This is a genomic window from Acidovorax sp. GW101-3H11, from assembly GCF_001633105.1.
In the GTDB taxonomy this organism is placed as follows: domain Bacteria; phylum Pseudomonadota; class Gammaproteobacteria; order Burkholderiales; family Burkholderiaceae_C; genus Acidovorax.
On sequence record NZ_LUKZ01000025.1, the window covers coordinates 12,914 to 33,531 of the forward strand.

Genomic DNA, 20,618 nt, shown 5'->3' on the forward strand with positions numbered 1-20,618 from the left:
CCCATGTCCAAAGCCGTTTCACCCCCCCGACGCACACCCCGGCAGGAGCGCTCGCAGTTCACGGTGGATGCCATCTTTGAGGCCGTGGCCCGCATCGTGGCCACGCAGGGCGAAGGCGCCCTGACCACCAACCGCATTGCCGAGGTGGCGGGTGTGTCCGTGGGCTCGCTCTACCAGTACTTTCCGAGCAAGGAGGCCATCCTGGTGGCCATGCTGGACCAACACTGCGACCGCGTGATGCTGGCGCTGGATGCACTGCTGGCCCAGGCCCGCACCGAGGGCTGGCCCCCCGAGCAGCAGGTGCGCCACTATGTGCGCCACTACCTGCAGGCGTTTGGCGGGGGGCCGCAGGAGCTGCGGGCCCTCGCCCGCCTGTCGTGGAAACAGGACTACCGCGCAACCATGCTGGTGTCGGTGCGGGGCACCAGCGAACGCATTGCCCTGCACCTGCAGCGCATGGCCGACGAGCACCATCTGCAACCGCCATCGGCCGCGCAGCTGTTCGTGCTCACGCGCGCCTTCATGGGGGCGGTGCGCGCCGCGTCGCTGGAGCAGTCGCCGCTGCTGGACAGCGCCGAGTTTGAGGATGCGCTGGTCGCGCTGTGCCTGGCGTACCTGCGGCCTGCGCAGGCCAGCGCTACGATGGCACCATGACCACGCCCACCGCACCTCACTACCTGTTCCTCACCACCTCCACCCGCGAGCCGGGCCATGTCGGCAACACCGAATGGCTGGCCCGCCAGGCCGCCGCCGCGCTGCCTGCGGGCACCCCACAAACCTGGCACCACCTGGCCCGCATGGACCTGCCGCCTTTTGTGGACCAGCGCCACACCACCGGCACCTACGCGCCGCCCGAGGGCGACATGAAGACCCTGCTCGACGCCACCCTGGCGGCCACACACATTGTGTTTGTCGCTCCGGTCTACTGGTACAGCATCCCCTCGCCGCTCAAGACCTACCTGGACCACTGGAGCGCCTGGATGCGCGTGCCGGGCCTGGCCTTCAAGGAGCCCATGGGCGCCAAGACGCTGGCACTCATCACCACCAGCGGCGACCGCACCAAGGCCCAGCCCATGATCGATTCGGTGGCACTGTGCGCGCAGTTCTTGTCGATGACCTGGGGCGGCGCCCTGTGGGGCAAGGGCGGGCCACCGGGGGCCGTGCAGTCTGATGCACAGGCCGTGGCAGCGGCCAGCGGTTTCCTCAGCGCCCCCTCCGCCGCGTAGCGCGCTCAGAAGGTGTGAATGAATCCGGCGTGCCCGAGCAGGCCGCCACAACGCGCCCGATCTAGGCGCAAAGCGCAGCCATAGCTCGGGCTATGGCGAGCATTGGCAACGACGAGCGGGTGTGTTTTGGCGGGATGAGCGGGCATGGCGGGTTCGTTCACACCTTCTCAAGAATCCAGCGACCAGTGCTGGGCCAGGATGCCCAGCCATTCATGCAGCGCCAGGCTGCTGTCGGCCAGCGCAGAGGCCCGGGGCAGCAGCCGGTACAGCTTGCGCGCCTGCCCACCCTTGAAGCCCGTGGGTGCAGGCAGCACCTGCAGCCCCGCGCGCTCGAAGTCCCGCGTGGCGCGCACCATGTGCCAGGCATGGGTGACCAGCGCAATGCGCTCGATGCCTGCGGCCTTGAGCTGCGCCGCCGATTTTTCGGCGTTGTTGCGGGTGTCGAGCGATTCCACCTCGGTCCAGCGCACCCGGCCCTTGAACTCGCGCTCCACCACGTCCTTCATCACCAGCGCTTCGGCGCGCATGCCACCCGTCGAGCCCCCCGTGGCCAGAATGGGCAGCCCCGTCTGCTGCTGCAGGTACACGGCGTAGCGCACCCGCTCACGGGCGCCCCGGCTGAGCACGTCCACCCCGTATTCAGGGGCAACCGTGTCGGCCCCGCCCCCCAGCACCACAATGGCCTGGATCTGCGCCTGGGGCAATTGCTTGGGAGCCACGGCAGGGTGACGCTCCAGGCTGCGCACCAGCGCATCGGCCACGGGCGGCCACGACAGCGCCAGCACGGACAACAACGACAGCACCACCACGGCCAAGCCCGTGCGGCGGTGGTAGCGCGCGAGCCACAGGCCCACAAACGCGAGCAGGATGCTGAACACCGGCGGCATCAGCAGCGCAGACAGGATTTTCTTGAGGGCAAACAGCATAGGGGTCACATCCGAGGCGGCGATCATGCCAGCACACAGCGGCCGGTCCCGGCCCTGGGCGGCTGCCGTGCGCCGGTCAGTGCAGCCAGCGGCGCCGGGCCAGAAAGTCCAGCAGCGCGGCGTCAAACCCCTCGGGGTCCTCCAGCTGCGGCCAGTGCCCGACATGGGGCAGCTGCAGGGTTGCCGCATCGGGCAGCACCTGGGCCAATGCCTCAAGGGCCACCGGCGGCGTGCAGCGGTCCAATTCGCCCCCCACCAGCAGCGTGGGCATGGTCAGCTGCGACAGGGCGGCGGCACCCCGGTCGAACGTGGGCAGGGCCGCCAGCGCGCGCCGGTAGGCCCCTGGGTAGACCTGGGCCAGCGCATGGCTGGCCAGCCGCACGCCTTCGGGCAGCGCGCCGGTGCCAATGAACTGGGGCACCAGCGTCTGCGCCAGCTGCTCCATGCTGCCACCGGCGTCCAGTGCCGTGAGCGCGCGCAGGCGGGGCGCCACCCAGTCCTCCACCGCCTGCGCATCCAGCGCAGGCCCGCCCGCGCACAGCACCAGGCGGCGCACCTTGGACGGGTCGCGCACGGCGGCCTCCAATGCCACCATGGCGCCCATGCCGTGGCCCACCAGCGCCACGGGGCCGCCCTGTAGCGCGTCGATCAAGGCCAGGCAGCTCTGCGCCAGCGCCTTGAAGGTGTAGGGCTCCACCGGGGCGCTGCGGCCATAGCCGGGCATGTCCCAGGCCACGGCACGGTAACCGGCGGTGGCCAGGGTCTCCACCTGCGGGGCAAACGTGAGGTGATCGCCGTCGGCGTCGTGCAGCATGAGCACGGTGGGGCCCGCGCCCAGGGTGGTGAAGGTAGGAAGGACGGCCATGCGGTGGAAAAAGGCAGTAAACCCCGCAACAGCGCGGTAGTGGGAGCCGCCTGATAATAGTTGCTCCCTTCCATTGCCCCCACTGCCGCCCCTGCGGGCGCCGCCCTTCGTGAACCCCTCGCCCCCCCGCCCCGCCCTTGCCCTGCCTCCGAGCTTTTCCACGCGCGAGTTCCGCAATGCGCTGGGCATGTTTGCCACGGGCGTGACCATCGTGACTGCCCGCAACGCGGCGGGTGAGCTGGTGGGGCTCACGGCTAGCTCGTTCAATTCGGTGTCGCTGAAGCCCCCGCTGGTGCTGTGGAGCCTGTCGCACGGCGCCAGCTCCATGCCCGCGTTTGCCGATGGCTCGCACTACGCCATCCATGTGCTGGCCGCAGACCAACGAACGCTGGCCGAGCGGTTCGCCACACGCGGCATCGACCGCTGGGCCGGGCTGGAGCACCGCCCCGGCATCAGCGGCGCCCCGTTGCTGGCCGGTGCCGCCGCCACCTTCGAGTGCTTCAACCGCAGCCAGTACAAGGAGGGTGACCACACCATCTTTGTGGGCGAGGTGGAGCGCTGCGAGCACCGCGAAGGCGCATCGCCCCTGCTGTACCACGGCGGCAAGTTCTACACCGAGCACCCGCTGTGACCACCGCCTCCGTGGTGGTGCGCCACGTGAACATCGGCGCAGCCCGGCGCCTGAAAATGGGCGAGCGTTCCATCCTCAGCGCCATCGGCAAAACACCCGTGACCGGCCCCGTGGCCGTGGGCCCGCTGGGCCTGGCAGGGGACGAGCAGGCCGACCTGAGCGTGCACGGCGGCCTGGCCAAGGCGGTGTATGCCTACCCGGCCGCGCACTACGCGTTCTGGCAGGCCCAGCGCCGCGAGCGTGGGGTGAGCCTGTTCGACGAGGCACTGCCGCCGGGTTTCCTGGGCGAGAACCTCACCATCGACGGCCCGCTGGAGCACGCGGTGTTTGTGGGCGACGAATGGCATTTTCCCGACTGCGTGCTGCGCGTGACGGCCCCACGCGAGCCCTGTTTCAAGTTCGCTGCGGTGATGGGGTTTGCCCAGGCGGGCCGCGCCATGGCGCTGGCAGGCTGCTGCGGCTACTACCTGGCGGTGGACCGGCCCGGCACCCTGGCCGCCGGGCAGACCGCCACGGTGGTGCCCGGGCAGCGCGGGCTGAGCATCGCCCAGGCGTTTGCGGGCAAGTTCGCCAAACACGCGCGCTGACGACAACAGCTGCCGCGCAGGCTCAGGCGTCGCCGTGGCAGCAGACGCAGAGCTTGTTGCCCTCCGGGTCGCGGAAATACGCCCCGTAATAGTTCGCGTGGTACTCGGGCCGCAGGCCCGGCGGGCCTTGGCAACGGCCGCCGTGCTGCAGGGCCAGCGCGTGCACGGCGTCCACCGTGGCGCGGTCGGCAGCCAGCAGCGCGTTCATGGCGCCGTTGCCCGGCGCGGCAGGCCGGCCATCAAAGGGCCGACCGATGAGGAACAGCGGGCGGGCCACCCCGGGGGTCTGCCACCCAGCCCAGGGGCGGGCGGGCTCGGTAAAACGCGGCACCAAGCCCAGACGCTCCAGCACCGGGCTGTAGAACGCCACCGCCCGGTCAAAGTCGTTCACGCCGATGAACACATGGGACAGCATGGCTTGCGATCCTCCGAAGATTCATTGTCATACGCTCGGCCGATGAAACTGGCGCTGCCGAGACCAGCGCCCCCGCGCAAGGGCCGCCCCGCCGCGAAGGCGGCGCTTCGCTTGCGTGCGCTGGGGGCGTCCCCCTCCCCGCATTGCGCAGCAATGCGAGAGAGAGGGGTGAAGGCGCGAAGCGACTCAGGGGGTGTTCACCTGACCGTGTCCGGCAGCTCGATCTTGACTTCGAGCACTTCCAGGTTGTCCTGGCGCTCCAGGTGCACCTTGAGGTCGTCGGGGTTGATCTTCACGTACTTCGAGATCACGGCCACCAGTTCGCGCTGCAGCGCGGGCAGGTAGTCGGGCTCGGAGGCATTGCGACCGTTGCGTTCGTGCGCCAGGATAATCTGCAAACGCTCTTTGGCGACGCTGGCGGTTTTTTTCTTCTCGCCGAGCAGGAAGGAGAGGAAAGAAGCCATGGCTTATTTGCTCCCGAACAGGCGTTTGAAGAAACCGGGTTTTTCCGCCTCGATGAAGCGCAGCGGCTTGTCGGTGGCGCCCAGGAAACGGTCGATCACATCCTTGTAGGCCTCGCTCACATCGCTGCCCTGCGAGTGGATCGCGGGCGTGCCCTGGTTGGACGATTGCAGCACCACTTCCGATTCCGGAATCACACCGATCAGCTTGATGCGCAGGATGTCCTGGATGTCTTCCAGGCTCAGCATCTGGCCGTCTTCCACGCGGCTGGGGTTGTAGCGCGTGATGAGCAGGTGCTCCTTGATCGGCTCGCCGCCTTCAATCGCACGCTTGGTCTTGCTGCCCAGCATGCCCAGGATGCGGTCGGAGTCGCGCACACTGGACACCTCGGGGTTGGTCACCAGCAGCGCCTCGTCGGCAAAGTGCATGGCCATGAGCGCGCCGCTCTCGATGCCGGCGGGCGAGTCGCAGACGATGTACTCGAAACCCATCTCGGCCAGGTCCTTGAGGATCTTCTCCACGCCGTCCTGGGTCAGGGCGTCCTTGTCGCGCGTCTGGCTGGCGGCCAGCACGAACAGGTTGTCGCACTGCTTGTCCTTGATGAGGGCCTGGTTCAGGTTGGCCTCGCCCTGGATCACGTTGATCAGGTCATACACCACGCGGCGTTCGCAGCCCATGATGAGGTCCAGGTTGCGCAGGCCGACGTCAAAGTCGATCACGGCAGTCTTGTGGCCGCGCAGGGCGAGGCCGGAGGCGAAGCTGGCGCTGGTGGTGGTCTTGCCCACGCCACCCTTGCCGGAGGTCACGACGACGATTTTGGCCATGTGTTGCTGATTCTCTGTGGGGTTGGTACGAATGAAATGGGGGCTCAGGCCAGCGGCTCGATGAGGAGCTTCTCGCCGTCAAGCCGCACCTGGGCGGGTTTGCCACGCACATCGGCGGGCAGCTCGGTCTCGGTGGTGCGGTAGATGCCTGCGATGGAGACCAGCTGGGGCTCCAGGCAGGTCGAAAAAATGCGGGCTTCGGTGTTGCCCCGCGCACCGGCAATCGCGCGGCCACGCAGCGGGGCATAGACGTGGATGTTGCCGTCGGCAATCACCTCGGCGCCGAAGCTCACCACGGCCATCACCACCAGGTCGGCGCCACGCGCATACACCTGCTGGCCGGAGCGCAAGGGTTTGTCCACCACCACGGTGCCGGGGCCGGGCATGGGCACTTCGCGCACCACCTCCACCTCGACTTCGCGGATCACCTCGCGTACCACTTCCTGGACTGGTGCGGGTGTCTCGGCACGTGCGGGGGGCGCATCGGGCGCTGCTGCCAGGCCCGCGGCGCGCGCCGCCTCCATCTGGGCAGGGCTGCCGCCGCGCACTGCCACGGGCAGGGTGCTGTGGCGGCGCAACTCGGCCACGATGGCGACAAAGTCAATGGTGTCTTCGGACTCGCGCACGGGGGCCAGGTCAATCAGCACCGGGTCGTTGTCGAAAAAGCCCGGGGCATCGGCCACGCGCTCGGCCAGGTCGGCCGCAAACTGCGCGGCGTCGGTGGTCTTGAGCAACACCGCCACCACGGGCAGCGAGGCGCTCTTGAGGTCAAAGCTGGTGCGGGCCTGGGCCGCCGTCGTAAGGGCCATGAATGAGGGGCGTGGAAAGGGGCGCGGGAAGCTGTTTCAGAAGGCGCAAAGTGTACCGTGGGCCCGTGTAAGCGCCTGTTCCTGCACTATGGGCGCACAGAAGCGGTGTTGCAATCGGCCGCGCCACACAGGCGACCGCCCACGCGCACCACCCCTTTGATAATCCCCCGATGCCTTCCACCCGCAAAACCCATATCGACGCCCTCGCCATCTCCGTGCTGCTCGCCTGCTGCATGTTCTGGGGCTTCCAGCAGGTGCTGGTCAAGGCCACGGTGGCCGAGGTGGCGCCGGTGTTCCAGGCCTTTGTGCGCTTTGCGCTGGCCACGGTGGCCGTGGCCGCCTGGTGCCTGTGGCGGGGCGTGCGGCTGTCGGCTGCAGGTGAGCCCGCCGGGGCCGCACGCGCCGGGCTGCTGGCCGGGGCGCTGTTTGCGGGCGAATTCGCGTGCATCTACCTGGGCCTGCAGTACACCACCGCATCCCGGCTCACCGTCTTTCTGTATGCCTCGCCTTTCTGGGTGGCGCTGCTGCTGCCGCGCTTCATCCCGGGCGAGCGCCTGCAGGGCTGGCAGTGGCTGGGCCTGGCCGCCGCGTTTGTGGGCGTGGGGCTGGCCCTGGGCGATGGGCTGCTGGGCCCCGCCAATGCCGCCCTGCCCCAGGCCTGGCTGGGCGACCTGCTGGGGCTGGCGGCCGGGCTGATGTGGGCGCTGACCACGGTGGTCATCCGCACCACCCCGCTGGCGCGCGTGGCGCCTGCCAAGCAACTTTTCTATCAAGTGGCGGTGAGCACGGCGGTGTTGCCGGTGCTGTCGCTGGGCCTGGGCGAGGCCTGGGTCTGGCAGTTCAGCGCGTTTGCCTGGGGCTCGCTGCTGGTGCAGGCGCTGGTGGGCGCGTTTGTGAGCTATCTGGCCTGGATGTGGATGCTGGCGCACTACCCGGCGACCAAGATCTCGGTGTTCGTTTTTCTCACACCCGTGTTCGCATTGCTGTTTGGCGCGCTGTGGCTGAGCGAACCGGTCACGCCGGGGCTGGTGGCGGCACTGGTGCTGGTGGCGGCGGGCATTGTGCTGGTGAACCGGCGGGCGACTGCAACGTAGCGATGCAACCCATGGACCAAGAGGCATGCGAGCGATTGAGCCAGAGCCCGACCAGCAGGTGTCGAAAGGAGCCTTTTGGCAGCCCCTCACCCCAGGCCGTACAGCCCTCGGTCCAGCCCCGGCGACCCGGCAACGCCAGGGCAGGGCGTAACAAAAAATTTCATGGGTAGCGAACCCCCACTGTCTCGCTAAAGTACACCGCACGCGGCCGCCAAAACGGCCTTCCTTTGTTGACCCAAAGAAAGAGCATGCATGACTGACAGCGCCTTCTTCCGTTCTTCTCCCGACCGATCACGACAAGACCTCCGCCCCGCCAAAGCCGCACTGGCTTTGGGGGTTGCCACGCTAATCCTCGCGGGCTGCGGAGGGGGTTCTGACTCTGCAGAGACACCGACCACACCAACGCCTCCACCCTCCGCGCTCGCAGCGCCCGAAAACTTCGCCGTAGGCCAGTCCTTGTCCTTTTCCTGGACCCCCACGGTGGCTGCAACCCGCTATGAACTGTTCGTAGACCCGGACGGCACGGGACCCCTTCCGGAATCGCAGGTCGAGCCACAACGGTTTAGCTATTCCGCAGCCCCCAACGGGGGTTCATTCAATGGCTCGCTCGGCACCACCGTCAATGTGGCCGACGTGATCAATGCCAGTTACCGCCTGCGCGCTTGCAACGCCAGCGGATGCGGGGCCTTCACGGACGCCAAGGCATTCGATGTCACCAAAGGCATCAGCTACGAATTTGCGTCGGGGTATGCGCCCCTCGTCAATTACTTTTCCGCAGGCGGTCAGCTGCGCACGGGCATGTTGTCCAAGGATGGGCTCACCTTGGCGTTGCGCGGAGTAAGTTATGGCGCCAACACCACGACACTCGTTTTCGCGCGCAGCAGCAAGAATCAGCCATGGCAGCAACAAGCCTCGCTGCGCTCCGGTGACTACTACATCGATCAGTCCATGCTGTCGGCAGACGGGAATACCTTGGCCGTACGGGCCCTGAAGCAGATCAGGACCAGCACAAGTTCCCTCGTCGTCACAGACGCGGTGTATGTCTACCAGCGCAGTGGCGGCGCATGGAGCCAGCAAGCCCGCCTGGACAGCACCTCTGCACCATCCGCGTGCCCACAGCCCTGCCAGGCTGAAATTGCCGACCACATGGCGCTGTCCGCCGATGGCAACCTGCTGGCTGTCTCTGCGGTGGTCTCCTCCGGCACCACCACTTCCAGCGCAGTGTTCACCTACACCCGCACGGGTACTGCCTGGGCCCCCCAGACTTCGTTGAGCGGCGAAGGTACCTTTATCGCGAACATGGCTCTGTCGGGCGATGGCCGCACTTTGGCCGTGACCGATCGCGATTTACTCAAGACTTCTGCCACCCCCCTGGTCCTTGTGTTCTCACAAGATGGCAGCGGTGCCTGGACGCAGCAGGAAAGGATTCCAGCTACGTTGTACGTATACACCCCATCGATCTCGGGAGGGCCTGAGTACGGGGCCATGGTGTTGTCTGGCGACGGCAGCACGCTCGCCGTCAATACCGCCAAGGTACCCGGACAAGTGGCGTGCGGTGCTTCTGCGGCTGACAACGGGGAAACCCAACGCATTGCGCTGTATGCGCGTACCAGTGGTGCATGGAACCTGCAAGGGCAGGCCGTCGTGAACACAGGCACATCGCGGCCATCGACCCTTTGGGCCCTTGCCAACGATGGCAGTGCGCTGATCTACGGCAGCACACGCTTCACACGCAGCAGCGGAACCTGGGCTTGTAATTGATCCGCCGTCTGGCGGCCCATCCATGACGGTGGCTGCGGGCAGTGTGGGAGCCTTGCATGCCTGCAGCCACCTGCGACATGGATGCGGACAATTCGTACACCCATGTGAATGAAGTCCGTGTTTAGCGCTTACTCCGAAAAGCGCTCAACACCATCAAAACTTCGGAATCTTGATCCGGCTGATCATGAGCGACCCCGACACCGCAAACACCAGCACCAGCGGGTGCAACGTGAAGCCGCCAATCAGCACCTTGCCAAACCACAGCTGCTCGCGCACCGCACCCATCGCGCCGGCCACGGCCATCAGGCCCACCAGCACGATGGAGGTGGGGATGGGCGTGCCCTCGAAATACTTCACCTTGCCCGTGCCTTCGGACAGCGTTTCGGCGGTGACGTTGTAGCGCGCCAGGCGCGACACGCCGCAGGCCACGAAGTAGGCGAGCACGATGCGGTCGTACAGGCCCTGCATGCCGCAGCCGTAGGCAATGATGGCCGGGGCGACGCCGAACGAGATCACGTCGGCCAGAGAGTCCAGCTCGCGGCCCATGGCCGAGCTTTTCTGGCGCCAGCGGGCGATGCGGCCGTCCAGCACGTCAAACACCAGCGCGGCCAGCACCAGGGCGCAGGCAAAGTAGATGTGCACGATGTCGCCTGTCTCCAGGTACGACATCACCGAGAACAACGCCCCCACGCCACAGAACGCGTTGCCCAGCGTGAACCAGTCCGCCAGGTGGAACTCACGGATCATCGAAAAACGCTTGGGGGGGTTGGGTGTGTTCATGAAAGGGGCGCTGTGGTGCGCGCAGTGGACATCAACGGCATTATGGGCGCGCCGCCGGGGGGGCCACGCCGCCTTCGCCCACCTTGGCCAGGATGAAATCGATCAGCGTGCGCACCGAGCTGGTCTGGTAGCGGTTGGGCATGTAGAGCAGAAACATCTGCGTGCCGAACACGCTCAGGCGGTAGTCGTCGAGCGCGGTCACCAGCGGGCCCTGGTCCACCAGGTCCTGCACCACGTAGTCGGGCATCAGGCCCACGCCCAGGCCCGCCAGCACGGCGTCGCGCAAGAACAGCATGTTCTCGGACAGCAGCGTGGGCCGGGGCAGCACCTCTTCGCGCTGGCCGTTGCGGTAGGCGGCCACGCGCAGCTCGCGGCCAATAAAACCTGCGGAGATGAGGGGCACCGCCCCCAGGTCACTGAGCTGCCGGGGCAGGCCCTGGGCCTCTGCATAGCCGCTGGAGGCGCAGACCACATAGCGCACGGCCCCCAGCGGGCGGGCCACCAGCGTGGGCGGGGGCTCGGTCATGATGCGGATGGCGATGTCCACGTCCTCGCGCACCAGGTCGCTCACGCGGTTTTCGAACATCACCTCCAGCAGGATGCCGGGGTACAGGCGCTTGAACTCGATCAGCCACCCGGCCATGACCACCTGGCCATAGCCCACGGGCATGCTCAGCCCCACGCGGCCCTGCAGGCTCTTGCCCAGGGTGGCGATGGTCTCTTGTGCAGCCAGGATCTCGTTGACGATGCTGCGGCCATGGTCGTACAGGCGCAGCCCCACCTCGGTGGGCTCCACACGCCGGGTGGTGCGGCGCACCAGCTGCACGCCCACCGATTTTTCGAGCTGGGCGAGGTGGTAGCTCACGTTGGCGCGGCTCATCTTGAGCTTGCGCGCCGCCAGGCTGAGGTTGCCTGCGTCCAGGATCTCCACCAGCAGGGTCAAAGCCGAGAGGTCCAAGCGGTCGGCAGCCGGCGGCTTGTCAAAATTTTTCATACAGAGTGTCAATGCTTCATGGGATTGTCAAGAAATCCTGTCGCTACAACAATGGCTGTTCTGCTCCCCCTGATGCGTCCATGGCCACGACCCCTGCTCAGCAACCGCTCCCGCCCCTCCACCCCCCGTTCACCCGGTCCGCCCCCATCCGCAGCCTGCAGGACGTGCAGCGGCTCGAAGCCCGGCCCCTGGCCGAGGCGCTGCCGGTGCAAAGCACCTACGAGATTTTTGTGAACGCGGCGGCGGCGTTTGGCGACAAGACGGCGCTCACCTTTCTGCCCACGGCCGACCCGGCGGCCGAGCCCATCCGCTGGTCGTATGCGCAGCTGCTCACAGGCATCCACCAGACGGCCAACCTGCTGCACCACCTGGACGTGGGGCCGCAGGATGCCGTAGCTGTGCTGCTGCCCGGCTGCCTGGAATACCACCTGGCCCTGTGGGGCGGCGAGGCGGCGGGCATCGTGCAGCCGCTCAACCCCATGCTCACCGACGAGAAGATCGCGGCCATGATGACCCTGGCGCGCGCCAAGGTGCTGATTGCCTACGGCGCCGAGGGTGACCTGGGCTACTGGAGCAAGGCGCTGCGCCTGCGTGCGCTGGTACCCACGCTGACCACCGTGCTGCGCGTGGCCCCGCACGACGAAGCGCCCGACGCAGCGGGCACGCTGCCCGCTGGCGTGCTGGACCTGGCCGCGCGCCACCAGCACCCTGGCGACCACCTGGTGAGCGGCCGCCGCATTGCGGCCAGCGACATCGCCGCCTACTTCCACACCGGCGGCACCACGGGCGCGCCCAAGCTGGCACGCCACAGCCACGGAGCACAGGTGTTCACGGCCTGGGGCAGCGTGCAGATGCAGGGCATCACCCCCGAGGACGTGGGCATCAACGGCTACCCGTTGTTCCATGTGGCGGGCGTGCTGCCGGGCTCGCTGGCGGCGCTGTCGGCGGGGGTAGAGACCATCATCCCCACCACCGGCCTGTTCCGCAACCGCGAGGTGATTGCGAACTACTGGCGGCTGGTGGAGCGCTACCGCTGCACCTACCTGTCGGCCGTGCCTACGGTGCTGGCGGCGCTGGCCAACGTGCCGCTGGACGGGGCCGACATTTCCACCCTGCGCTACTGCCGCACCGGCGCGGCCATCCTGGCGCCCGAGCTGGCCGCGCGGTTCGAGCGCCTGTTTGGCCTGCACATCCACGAAAGCCTGGGCATGACGGAGATGGCGGGCATCTCCACCATCACCCCGCCCGGCGTGCACGCGCCCGCAGGCTGCGTGGGCTGGCGGCTGCCGTACACGCAGCTGCGCGTGGTGGCGCTGGATGCGCAGGGCAATGCGTCGGACCAGGACCTGCCACCTGGCCAGCCGGGCATGGTGCTGTTCCAGTCCCCCAACCTGTTCTCCGGCTTTTTGGACGCGGCCGACACCGCCAAGGCCTTCACGCAGGACGGCTGGCTGGCCACGGGCGACCTGGGCTTTGTGGACGACCAGGGCCGCCTGCACCTGAGCGGCCGCTCCAAGGACCTCATCATCCGCAGCGGCCACAACATCGACCCCAAGGTGATCGAGGACGCGCTGGGCGCCCACCCCGCCGTGCAGCTGTGCGCCGCCGTGGGCGCGCCCGATGCCTATGCGGGCGAGCTGCCCGTGGTCTACGCCACCCTGCGGCCGGGCGAGCAGGTGACCGAGGCCGAGCTGCTGGCCTTCACCGCCGAACGGGTGGACGAGGCCGTGGCCCGCCCGCGCTGGGTGCAGGTGATCGAGACCATGCCCGTGACCAACGTGGGCAAGATCTACAAGCCCGAGCTGCGCCAGCGCGCCGCCTGCCACACGGTGCAGGCGCTGGTGGATGGTGTGTGCGCCGCCGAAGCCCCGGGCCAGCCCCGCCCCCAGGTGCAGCCCGAAGGCGACAACGCGGTGCGCGTGGCCGTGGCCCCCGGCCCGGGCGCTGACGCGCTGGCCACCCGCCTGCGCGAACTGCTCGCGCCCCTGCCCCTCACCGTGCGCATCACCACCGCCCCCGCCGCAGGGAGCCCCCAGACCCCATAAGCCCATGGCGTGACAGCCAGGCACCGGCCCGCCACCATGCACGCGGAGCCCGCTGAGTACGTTTCTATAACCATGACAGGAGACAAACCGATGCCCTTCCACCCCCTGATGTCCCGCCGCACCTGGCTCGGCGCCGCTGCGCTGGCCGCTGCCTTCACCGGCACGTCGGCCTTTGCGCAGGCCTACCCCCACAAGCCCATCAAGATCGTCGTGCCCTTTGCCGCAGGCGGCGCCACCGACGTGCTGGCGCGCGTGCTGGCCGAGAAGATGGCCGTGGGCCTGGGCCAGCCCATGGTCATCGACAACAAGCCCGGCGCGGCCGGCATCATCGGCACCGACGCGGTGGCCAAGGCCGCGCCCGACGGCTACACCCTGCTGCTGGGCCTGAGCAACTCCATGCTCACCAACCAGTTCCTCTACACCAAGCTGCCCTACAGCCCCGAGAAGGACATTGCGCCCATCTACCAGATCGCGATTGCCCCGCTGGTGCTGGTGGCCCACCCCAGCGTGCCCGTGGCCACCGGCCCTGAGCTGCTGAAATACGTGGCCGCGAACAAGGGCAAGGTGGCCTATGGCTCGTACGGCACGGGCGCCTACCCGCACCTGGCCGGGGCCTACATGAGCCTCACACAGAACGCCGACATGAGCCATGTGGCCTACCGGGGCGAGGCACCCATGGTGCAGGACCTGCTGGGCGGCCAGATCCAGATCGCGTTTGCCAGCGCACTGCAGGCCAAGCCCCACATCGAGGCGGGCAAGCTCAAGGCCATTGGCGTGAGCGGCGAGCGCCGCATGGGCACCCTGCCCAATGTGCCCAGCCTGGCCGAACAGGGCCTGAACGACGAGGCCTACCGCGTGGCGGGCTGGCTGGCTTTTGGTGCGCCCGCAGGCACGCCGCCCGCCATCCTGGAGCGCATTGCCGAGGAGGTGCGCAAGGCCACGCAGCTGCCCGATGTGGCGCAGCGCATCGCGGCCATGGGGTTTGATGTGCAGAACAGCTCGCCTGCGCTCTTCTCCGCCGCGATTGCGAAGGAACGGCCGGTGTGGGAGCGACTGATAAAGGCGTCCGGCGCGAAGCTGGATTGACGGACGGGTTGATGGACGGATTGAGGGATTGAGGGATTGAGGGGCGGGGCAGCCGTCTACCGCCGCTCCGGTCATCGCGCCCCTGAACACTCCCTCTCCCCTCGCGGGAGAGGGCCGGGGAGAGGGGGTGATAAGGCATCGCCCTTGGCACAGGCCCCCTCTCCCCCACCCTCTCCCACGGGGGGAGAGGGAGTCACACCACAGCGCCGCTGGTGCTCAAGCGGTTTGGGCCTGTACCAGCAGGGCTGGCCATGCAAAAATTCAAGCAAAAATGGCCGCTACCGCGCGTCCAGCATGCCTGAGTAGCTATGCATTTCGCAGCATTCCAGCCCGCTCGGCCGCAAACGCCACATACCAGTCCAGGCACCCCGGGTTGGCCATCGCGTCCTTGTTCACCACCTTCTCGATGGGCTGGCCCAGCAACAGCTTTTTGATGGGCAGCTCCTGCTTCTTGCCGCTCAGGGTACGCGGCACCTCGGCCACGGCAAAGATGTCGTCGGGCACAAAGCGTGGGCTCAGCGCCGTGCGCACCGCACCGTTGATGCGCGCGCGCAGGGCGTCGTCGAGCGCGTAGCCAGGGCGCAGCACCACAAACAGCGGCATGTAGCTCTCGCGGCCCAGGTACTCCAGGTCCACCACCAGGCTGTCGAGCACCTCGGGCAGGGATTCGACCGCGCTGTAGATCTCGCTCGTGCCCATGCGCAGGCCGTGGCGGTTGATGGTGGCGTCGCTGCGGCCATAGATCACGCAGCCGCCGTTGGCGCCGATCTTGAGCCAGTCGCCATGGCGCCAGACCGCACCCATCGCGGCGGGGCCGTCTCCACCGCCGGGCTGGCGGCCGTGGCCTGCGGGGTACATGTCGAAGTAGCTCGACAGATAACGGCTGCCGTCCTTGTCGCCCCACAGGTAGAGCGGCATCGACGGAATCGGCTGCGCGCAGACCAGCTCGCCCACCGCGTCCTGCACGGGGCGGCCCTCGGCGTCCCACGACTCCACGGCCGCGCCCAGCATGCGGCACTGCATCTCGCCCGGCACCTGGGGCATCTCGCGGTGGCCGCCGATGAAGGCGCCGCAGAAGTCGGTGCCCCCGGAGATGTTGTTCCACCAGATATCGGATGTGCCCAGCGCCTCGAACTGCGCCGTGCCCCACTCCTGCACCTCGGGCGACAGCGGCGAACCCGTGGTGCCCAGCGCGCGGATGCGTGTCAGGTCGCCATAGTCCGCGAGCGTGATACCCGCTTTCATGCAGTTGGCAAAAAACGCCGCGCCCGCGCCGAAGAAGGTCACGCCCGTCTCGGCCGCAAAACGCCACAGCACGCCCCAGTCGGGGTTGTCTTTGCTGCCACCAGGGTTGCCGTCGTAGATCACGCAGGTGGTACCCGAGAGCAGGCCGCTGAGCTGTGCGTTCCACATCACCCAGCCCGTGGAGCTGTACCAGTGGTAGCGCTCGCCGAAGCTGTTGGGCTCGTAGCTGCAGCCGATGTCGTTGTGCAGCACCTTGAGCTGCAGCGCCACCAGCACCGTGCCACCGTGGCCGTGCACGATGGGCTTGGGCAGGCCGGTGGTGCCGCTGGAATAGACGATCCACAGCGGGTGGTCAAACGGCAGCCACAGGGGCTCGAAGGCCGTGGTTTCAGCATCACTTCGGGCCGTTGCGCCCGTCCAGCTTGCCCAACCAGCTATCGAAACAGAAGCATCCAGATTGCCCAGCAGCACCGCGTGCTGCACGCTGGGCAGGGCCTCGCGCAGCTCGGCCAGCACGGGGCGGCGGTCGTGGTCGCGGCCCCCGTAGCTCACGCCGTCCACGCCGATCAGCACCTTGGGTGCGATCTGGCGGAAGCGGTCGAGCACCGCATGCGTGCCCATGTCGGGCGCGCAGATGCTCCACACGCCGCCAATGCTCACCGTGGCCAGGAAGGCGATCATGGCCTCGGGCACGTTGGGCAGGTAGGCGGCCACGCGGTCGCCGGGCATCACACCCTGGGCCTTGAGGTGCAGCGCCAGCGACGCGACCTGGCGGCGCAGCTCGGGCCAGCTCAGCTCACGGTGCTGGCCTTTTTCATTGCGGCTGATGATGGCGGGCAGGCCTGCGGCGTGGGCGGCATCGACATGCCGCAGCGCCTGGCGTGCGTAATTGACCTGGGCGCCGGGGAACCACTGGGCGCCGGGCATGGTGTTTTTGCCCAGCACGGCGGTGTGGGGCGTGGGCGATTCGATCTGGAAGTAGTCCCACACGCTTTGCCAGAACGCATCCAGCTCGGTGGTGGACCAGCGCCACAGCGCGTCGTAGCTGTCCCACTGCAGGCCACGCTCGTCTCGCAGCCAGTTCTGGTACAGGCGGATCTGGGGGATGTAGGGGGGCTGGGGGCCTGTGGCCGGTGGGCCGGGGCGGTGCGGTGGGGGGTTTGTCTCCATGCCCGGCAAGGTAGCAGCGCTCACAGCAAAAAGCCATCTTTGGCAGTCATGTGGTTGACAGACATGTGGGCGGACGCTGCCGCGCCGCTCGCCGTGACATTCGGCAGGCGCCAATAATTACAAGAATTAACAAATTTCGGGACGACCCCTATCACATACGACGTCTGACCACTTCAGAATTCGCGGCGAGAGGGAGTCGCATCGCTGTGCGGCAGCCTACAAAACGCCCGGCGCAAAGCTGGGCACCACACAACACCACAGGCCCGAAGGATCTGCGCGCGATGCTGCCCCACACCTTGCCCACACCCACACCCGCGCCCACGCTGGCGCCGGCCCCCCAACAACGCGTGGCACGCGCCCTGGTCGCATGGACACTGGCAGCCGGTCTGGCCGCCTGCGGCGGCTCGGAGGAGCCTGCGGCCCCCACGGGAGCATCAGCCACGCCCACACCCTCGGCACCCACTGGTCCGACCCCAGCACCAGCACCCAGCACCAGCACCAGCACCAGCACCAGCACCAGCACCAGCACCAGCACCAGCACCAGCACCAGCACCAGCACCAGCACCAGCACCAGCACCAGCACCAGCTCCGACACCGACACCGACACCGACACCGACACCAGCTCCAGCCCCAGCTCCGGCCCCAGCAGCAGACACCACGCCCCCGACCACACCCACAGCCCTCACCGCCACGGTGGCAGGCGCCGCCAGCGTGCAGCTTCAATGGGCGGCCAGCTCGGACAACGTGGCTGTTACGGGATATCGGGTCTATCGCAACGGCACTCCTGTGGCCATAGCCACCACCACCCAGTTCACGGCCACAGGCCTCGCCCCTTCCACCAGCTACACCTTCCACCTGGTGGCCGTGGATGCTGCAGGCAACCTGTCGGGGGCCAGCAGCTCAGCCACCGCCACCACGCCGGGCACCCAGGCCATCGTGGACTACGACTTCCCGAGGGGCGACACCCTTGCCGCCAAGAATGGATGGGCTTTTGCCAGCACCAGCTGGAGCCTGGCGCCCACACCCGACGGTTCAGGCCTGGGGCTACCGTTTACCTACCCAGGCGTGTTGCCGGGCAACTACGGGATGAGCGAGATGCGCTTCACGATGCCGCCCCAGGACGAGTTCTGGCTGCGGGTGCGCTGGCACATTCCGGCCCACTACGCGCACCGGCACGACACCGAGCTGCAGATCGCCAACGCAGCCGCTGCCGGCTGGCAAGTGGGAGACCGGGTGCGCGGCACCGATGGCGTCTCCGAAGGGGTGATCTCGCGGGTGGACACCAGCACCGTGTTTCTGCGCTTTGCCGCCAAGGCAGCATTCAACTCCGTCTGGGTCGGCACGCTCACAAACACCACGCGCAACAGCGCGCTCGCCAGCACGGGGCGCATGCAATGGGGCGCCAACAACAAGCTGCTGGCGATCTGGGCCGACGGCTATTCCTCCGCAGGCCTGGGTTCCACCATGGTCTGGCAGACGGACAGCGACTGGTACTTTTCAGGCAGCACCCACAGCGTTGTCACGGTTGGCTATTCAAAGGGGGGCAACACGGTCACCGGCGCCGTCGCCAATGGGGGCACGCTGATCACCCCGGCCGACCACGGCAAGCACATGGACATCATCTTCCACGGCAAGTTCTCCACGGCCCCCGGTGCCAAGAACGGCGTGATCCGGACCTTCGCGCGCAAGCAAGGCGAGACGGCCTACACGATGCACCACAACATCACCAACGCTGACATGGACAAGCGCAGCGATGTGGCAGCCCATCTGCGGCAGTGGCGCGCTGGCTATCTGATGGGCTGGGCCAACTCTGGCTTTGATGCAGCAAGCACGTTCCACATCTCCAAGATCGAAGTCTTCGCCCAGCGCCCCGCAGACCTTGCGGGTGTGTCGCCATGACCCACGGCGCCCAGGGCGCCCGCGCAATCCACCCCACCACCCCGACCTTCTGCCCGCACCGCGCCATGCAAAACCCCCTGCACGCCCCCCAGCCCCTCCCGGTGCCGCTGGTATCTGTACTTCCGGCCAACCCCCCTCGCCAGGCACAACGCCTGACCGCGATTTCGCTGATGTTGTGCGCCGTGGGCACAGGGCTGGCCGCCTGTGGCGGCAGCGCCGGGGACACGGAGGCCACGGCGAACCCGTCCCCCGCAGCCGTGCAACCGATAGCGCCCCCGGCGGCGACTTCTCCTTCTCCTTCTCCTTCTCCTTCTCCTTCTCCTTCTCCTTCTCCTGCTCCTGCTCCTTCTCCTGCTCCTTCTCCTGCTCCTGCTCCTGCTCCTGCTCCTGCTCCTGCTCCTGCCACCGACACGGTGCCTCCCAGCATTCCCACGGCACTGCAAGCAACGGCCGCTGCACCGGGCAGCGTGGAACTGCGCTGGACCGCCAGCGCCGACAACCGGGGCGTGACCAGCTACCGCGTCTATCTGAACGGCACGCACGTCGCCACGCCCACCACAACCCTCCACACCTTCACGGGCCTGGCGCCCGCCACCAACTACACGCTGCAGGTGCAGGCACTCGACGCTGCGGGCAATGCCTCTCCCATCGCATCCCTGGAATGGACGGCGGCAACGGTGTACCGCCACGGCGAGACGATCAGCATCATGGGCAGCTTGGGAGCGCCCAACGTGACCCAGACGTTCTTGGGCGGCAGCAACGGCCCGATCGAGATGCAGGCCGTGGGCGCGCGCATGACCAACGGCAACGGCTGGGCCTTCAGCGAGCTGGGCCGCCCCACGCAGATTGCGCTGGACGCGCAGCGCGGCAAGGTGCTTTTTACGCCCGAAGATTCCAGCAACTACAACGCCACGCGCCGTTTCGACCCGGGTTTCGCCATTGCCGAGAAGCGCTACTTCTACAAGGCGCACTGGGTGCGCAACGTGATGCTGCTGGACGGCCAGCCCTACGCCAAGAGCTACCAGTGGAAACACGAGCGTGTGAACTGGGAGAACTCCATCGTCGATGGCGACACCGAGATCAAGGTGCACAACCAGATCAAGGTGGCGGGCCTGGTGACCTACGTCAACCGCTCCCGCACGGACAAGAGCACCTACTGGGACAGCCACAAAGCACCGGACAGCAACGGCGGCTGGGCGCTGATGGAGATCATGGTCTACACCGGCACACAGGGCCAGAACGACGGCAGGCTGATCACGCGCCTGCACAAGGACGGCAAGACCTGGGTCAACCAGAACCGCCAGGCCGAACGTATCTATGCCGACCCCACCATGCGGCTGCGTTACTTCATCGAGCAAAACTACTTCGGCAACTTCGGGCAGCGTGAAGACGGTGTGGACAACAAACTGCCCAAGCCGCAGGTGCGCGAGCTGTACTCCGACGACAGCCGTGTCATCGTGGGCAACGATGCGACATCGGGCTGGCAGCGCATAGAACTGCGCGACGCCGTGGACTTGCAGTCCGCCACGGTGCGTGAACTGCAAAGTTGGACGTCCTGGAACGGCCGCGTGGATCTCACGCTCAATACAGGCGGGCTGGCACGGGGCGTGCACGACCTGTTCCTGGTGGTCATCTCGGGCGCAGACGCCAATGGCTGGGATGTGGTGAGCCACTCTGTACCGGTGCGCGTACAAGTGGACTGAGCGGACGCCTCAGCACCGCCATTGGCCATCTCCCGCGAGATGCGCAAAGACACCGGAGTTCCTCAGCGCTCCCAGGAGGGTCTTTTTGCATTTCGC

At 67.4% G+C, this 20,618-nt stretch carries 20 protein-coding genes; 10 read left to right on the forward strand and 10 right to left on the reverse strand.

From position 1 onward, the window contains the following. Positions 1 to 3 precede the first annotated feature (3 nt). Positions 4 to 654 carry a TetR/AcrR family transcriptional regulator gene (locus tag A1D30_RS18215; RefSeq protein WP_063462144.1) on the forward strand — a complete coding sequence of 217 codons (651 nt, stop codon included), beginning with the start codon at positions 4 to 6 and terminating at the stop codon, positions 652 to 654. Continuing rightward, positions 651 to 1,226 carry an NAD(P)H-dependent oxidoreductase gene (locus A1D30_RS18220; protein ID WP_063462145.1) on the forward strand — a complete coding sequence of 192 codons (576 nt, stop codon included), beginning with the start codon at positions 651 to 653 and terminating at the stop codon, positions 1,224 to 1,226. The genes A1D30_RS18215 and A1D30_RS18220 overlap by 4 nt, the downstream gene beginning before the upstream one ends. A 167-nt stretch (positions 1,227 to 1,393) precedes the next feature. Here the strand turns inward: A1D30_RS18220 and A1D30_RS18225 are convergent, their stop codons facing one another. Next, on the reverse strand, positions 1,394 to 2,152 hold the full coding sequence (locus tag A1D30_RS18225; RefSeq protein WP_063462273.1) for a YdcF family protein: 759 nt from the start codon (positions 2,150 to 2,152) through the stop codon (positions 1,394 to 1,396). Positions 2,153 to 2,228: 76 nt separating this feature from the next. Continuing rightward, complete coding sequence (locus A1D30_RS18230; protein WP_063462146.1) at positions 2,229 to 3,017, reverse strand: alpha/beta hydrolase; 789 nt, start codon at positions 3,015 to 3,017, stop codon at positions 2,229 to 2,231. 109 nt (positions 3,018 to 3,126) lie between these two features. Here A1D30_RS18230 and A1D30_RS18235 point away from each other — a divergent pair, with 109 nt between their 5' ends. After that, positions 3,127 to 3,648, forward strand: a complete 522-nt coding sequence (locus A1D30_RS18235; protein ID WP_063462274.1) for a flavin reductase family protein — start codon at positions 3,127 to 3,129, stop codon at positions 3,646 to 3,648. After that, positions 3,645 to 4,235 (forward strand): MOSC domain-containing protein, encoded by a 591-nt coding sequence (locus tag A1D30_RS18240; protein ID WP_082836519.1) that lies wholly within the window; start codon positions 3,645 to 3,647, stop codon positions 4,233 to 4,235. Before A1D30_RS18235 ends, A1D30_RS18240 begins: the two co-directional genes overlap by 4 nt. Before the next feature lie 22 nt (positions 4,236 to 4,257). On the opposite strand, the gene A1D30_RS18245 is transcribed toward A1D30_RS18240, so the two are convergent. From A1D30_RS18245 to minC, 4 genes are all read right to left on the reverse strand, one after another. Beyond that, positions 4,258 to 4,650 (reverse strand): VOC family protein, encoded by a 393-nt coding sequence (locus tag A1D30_RS18245; RefSeq protein ID WP_063462147.1) that lies wholly within the window; start codon positions 4,648 to 4,650, stop codon positions 4,258 to 4,260. Between the two features lie 197 nt (positions 4,651 to 4,847). Beyond that, on the reverse strand, positions 4,848 to 5,114 hold the full coding sequence (minE, locus tag A1D30_RS18250; RefSeq protein WP_015011987.1) for a cell division topological specificity factor MinE: 267 nt from the start codon (positions 5,112 to 5,114) through the stop codon (positions 4,848 to 4,850). A 3-nt stretch (positions 5,115 to 5,117) separates the two neighbouring features. Continuing rightward, entirely contained in the window at positions 5,118 to 5,936 is an 819-nt protein-coding gene (gene minD / locus A1D30_RS18255; RefSeq protein ID WP_063462148.1) for a septum site-determining protein MinD, read from the reverse strand. A 44-nt stretch (positions 5,937 to 5,980) separates the two neighbouring features. After that, positions 5,981 to 6,745 (reverse strand): septum site-determining protein MinC, encoded by a 765-nt coding sequence (gene minC / locus A1D30_RS18260; RefSeq protein WP_063462149.1) that lies wholly within the window; start codon positions 6,743 to 6,745, stop codon positions 5,981 to 5,983. Between the two features lie 170 nt (positions 6,746 to 6,915). Between minC and A1D30_RS18265 the strand changes: the two genes are divergently transcribed. Both A1D30_RS18265 and A1D30_RS18270 read left to right on the forward strand, forming a co-directional pair. Beyond that, positions 6,916 to 7,839, forward strand: a complete 924-nt coding sequence (locus A1D30_RS18265) for a DMT family transporter (protein ID WP_063462150.1) — start codon at positions 6,916 to 6,918, stop codon at positions 7,837 to 7,839. 480 nt (positions 7,840 to 8,319) lie between these two features. Then, a complete protein-coding gene (locus A1D30_RS18270) occupies positions 8,320 to 9,600 on the forward strand; it encodes a hypothetical protein (RefSeq protein ID WP_063462151.1) in 1,281 nt (426 codons plus the stop codon). A 153-nt stretch (positions 9,601 to 9,753) separates the two neighbouring features. Here A1D30_RS18270 and pssA read toward each other — a convergent pair whose 3' ends face one another. Then, positions 9,754 to 10,380: a CDP-diacylglycerol--serine O-phosphatidyltransferase gene (pssA, locus tag A1D30_RS18275; protein WP_063462152.1), complete on the reverse strand. Its 627-nt coding sequence runs from the start codon at positions 10,378 to 10,380 to the stop codon at positions 9,754 to 9,756. 40 nt (positions 10,381 to 10,420) lie between these two features. After that, positions 10,421 to 11,338: a LysR family transcriptional regulator gene (locus A1D30_RS18280; RefSeq protein ID WP_063462276.1), complete on the reverse strand. Its 918-nt coding sequence runs from the start codon at positions 11,336 to 11,338 to the stop codon at positions 10,421 to 10,423. Between the two features lie 116 nt (positions 11,339 to 11,454). Between A1D30_RS18280 and A1D30_RS18285 the strand changes: the two genes are divergently transcribed. Next, the gene (locus tag A1D30_RS18285) at positions 11,455 to 13,419 is read left to right on the forward strand and encodes an acyl-CoA synthetase (protein ID WP_063462153.1); all 1,965 of its coding nucleotides are present in this window, start codon (positions 11,455 to 11,457) and stop codon (positions 13,417 to 13,419) included. Between the two features lie 90 nt (positions 13,420 to 13,509). Next, positions 13,510 to 14,505 (forward strand): tripartite tricarboxylate transporter substrate binding protein, encoded by a 996-nt coding sequence (locus tag A1D30_RS18290; protein ID WP_063462154.1) that lies wholly within the window; start codon positions 13,510 to 13,512, stop codon positions 14,503 to 14,505. A gap of 306 nt (positions 14,506 to 14,811) precedes the next feature. Here the strand turns inward: A1D30_RS18290 and A1D30_RS18295 are convergent, their stop codons facing one another. Together A1D30_RS18295 and A1D30_RS25870 are read right to left on the reverse strand one after the other, a co-directional pair. Next, entirely contained in the window at positions 14,812 to 16,920 is a 2,109-nt protein-coding gene (locus tag A1D30_RS18295) for an acetoacetate--CoA ligase (protein WP_063462155.1), read from the reverse strand. Positions 16,921 to 17,071: 151 nt separating this feature from the next. Continuing rightward, positions 17,072 to 17,593, reverse strand: coding sequence for a hypothetical protein (locus A1D30_RS25870; protein ID WP_063462156.1), 522 nt, complete (start codon positions 17,591 to 17,593; stop codon positions 17,072 to 17,074). Positions 17,594 to 17,631: 38 nt separating this feature from the next. On the opposite strand from A1D30_RS25870, the gene A1D30_RS25295 reads away from it, so the two are divergent. After that, positions 17,632 to 18,819 carry a fibronectin type III domain-containing protein gene (locus A1D30_RS25295; protein ID WP_242421935.1) on the forward strand — a complete coding sequence of 396 codons (1,188 nt, stop codon included), beginning with the start codon at positions 17,632 to 17,634 and terminating at the stop codon, positions 18,817 to 18,819. Positions 18,820 to 19,232: 413 nt separating this feature from the next. Then, positions 19,233 to 20,522, forward strand: a complete 1,290-nt coding sequence (locus A1D30_RS18310) for a fibronectin type III domain-containing protein (protein ID WP_063462158.1) — start codon at positions 19,233 to 19,235, stop codon at positions 20,520 to 20,522. Positions 20,523 to 20,618: the final 96 nt, after the last annotated feature.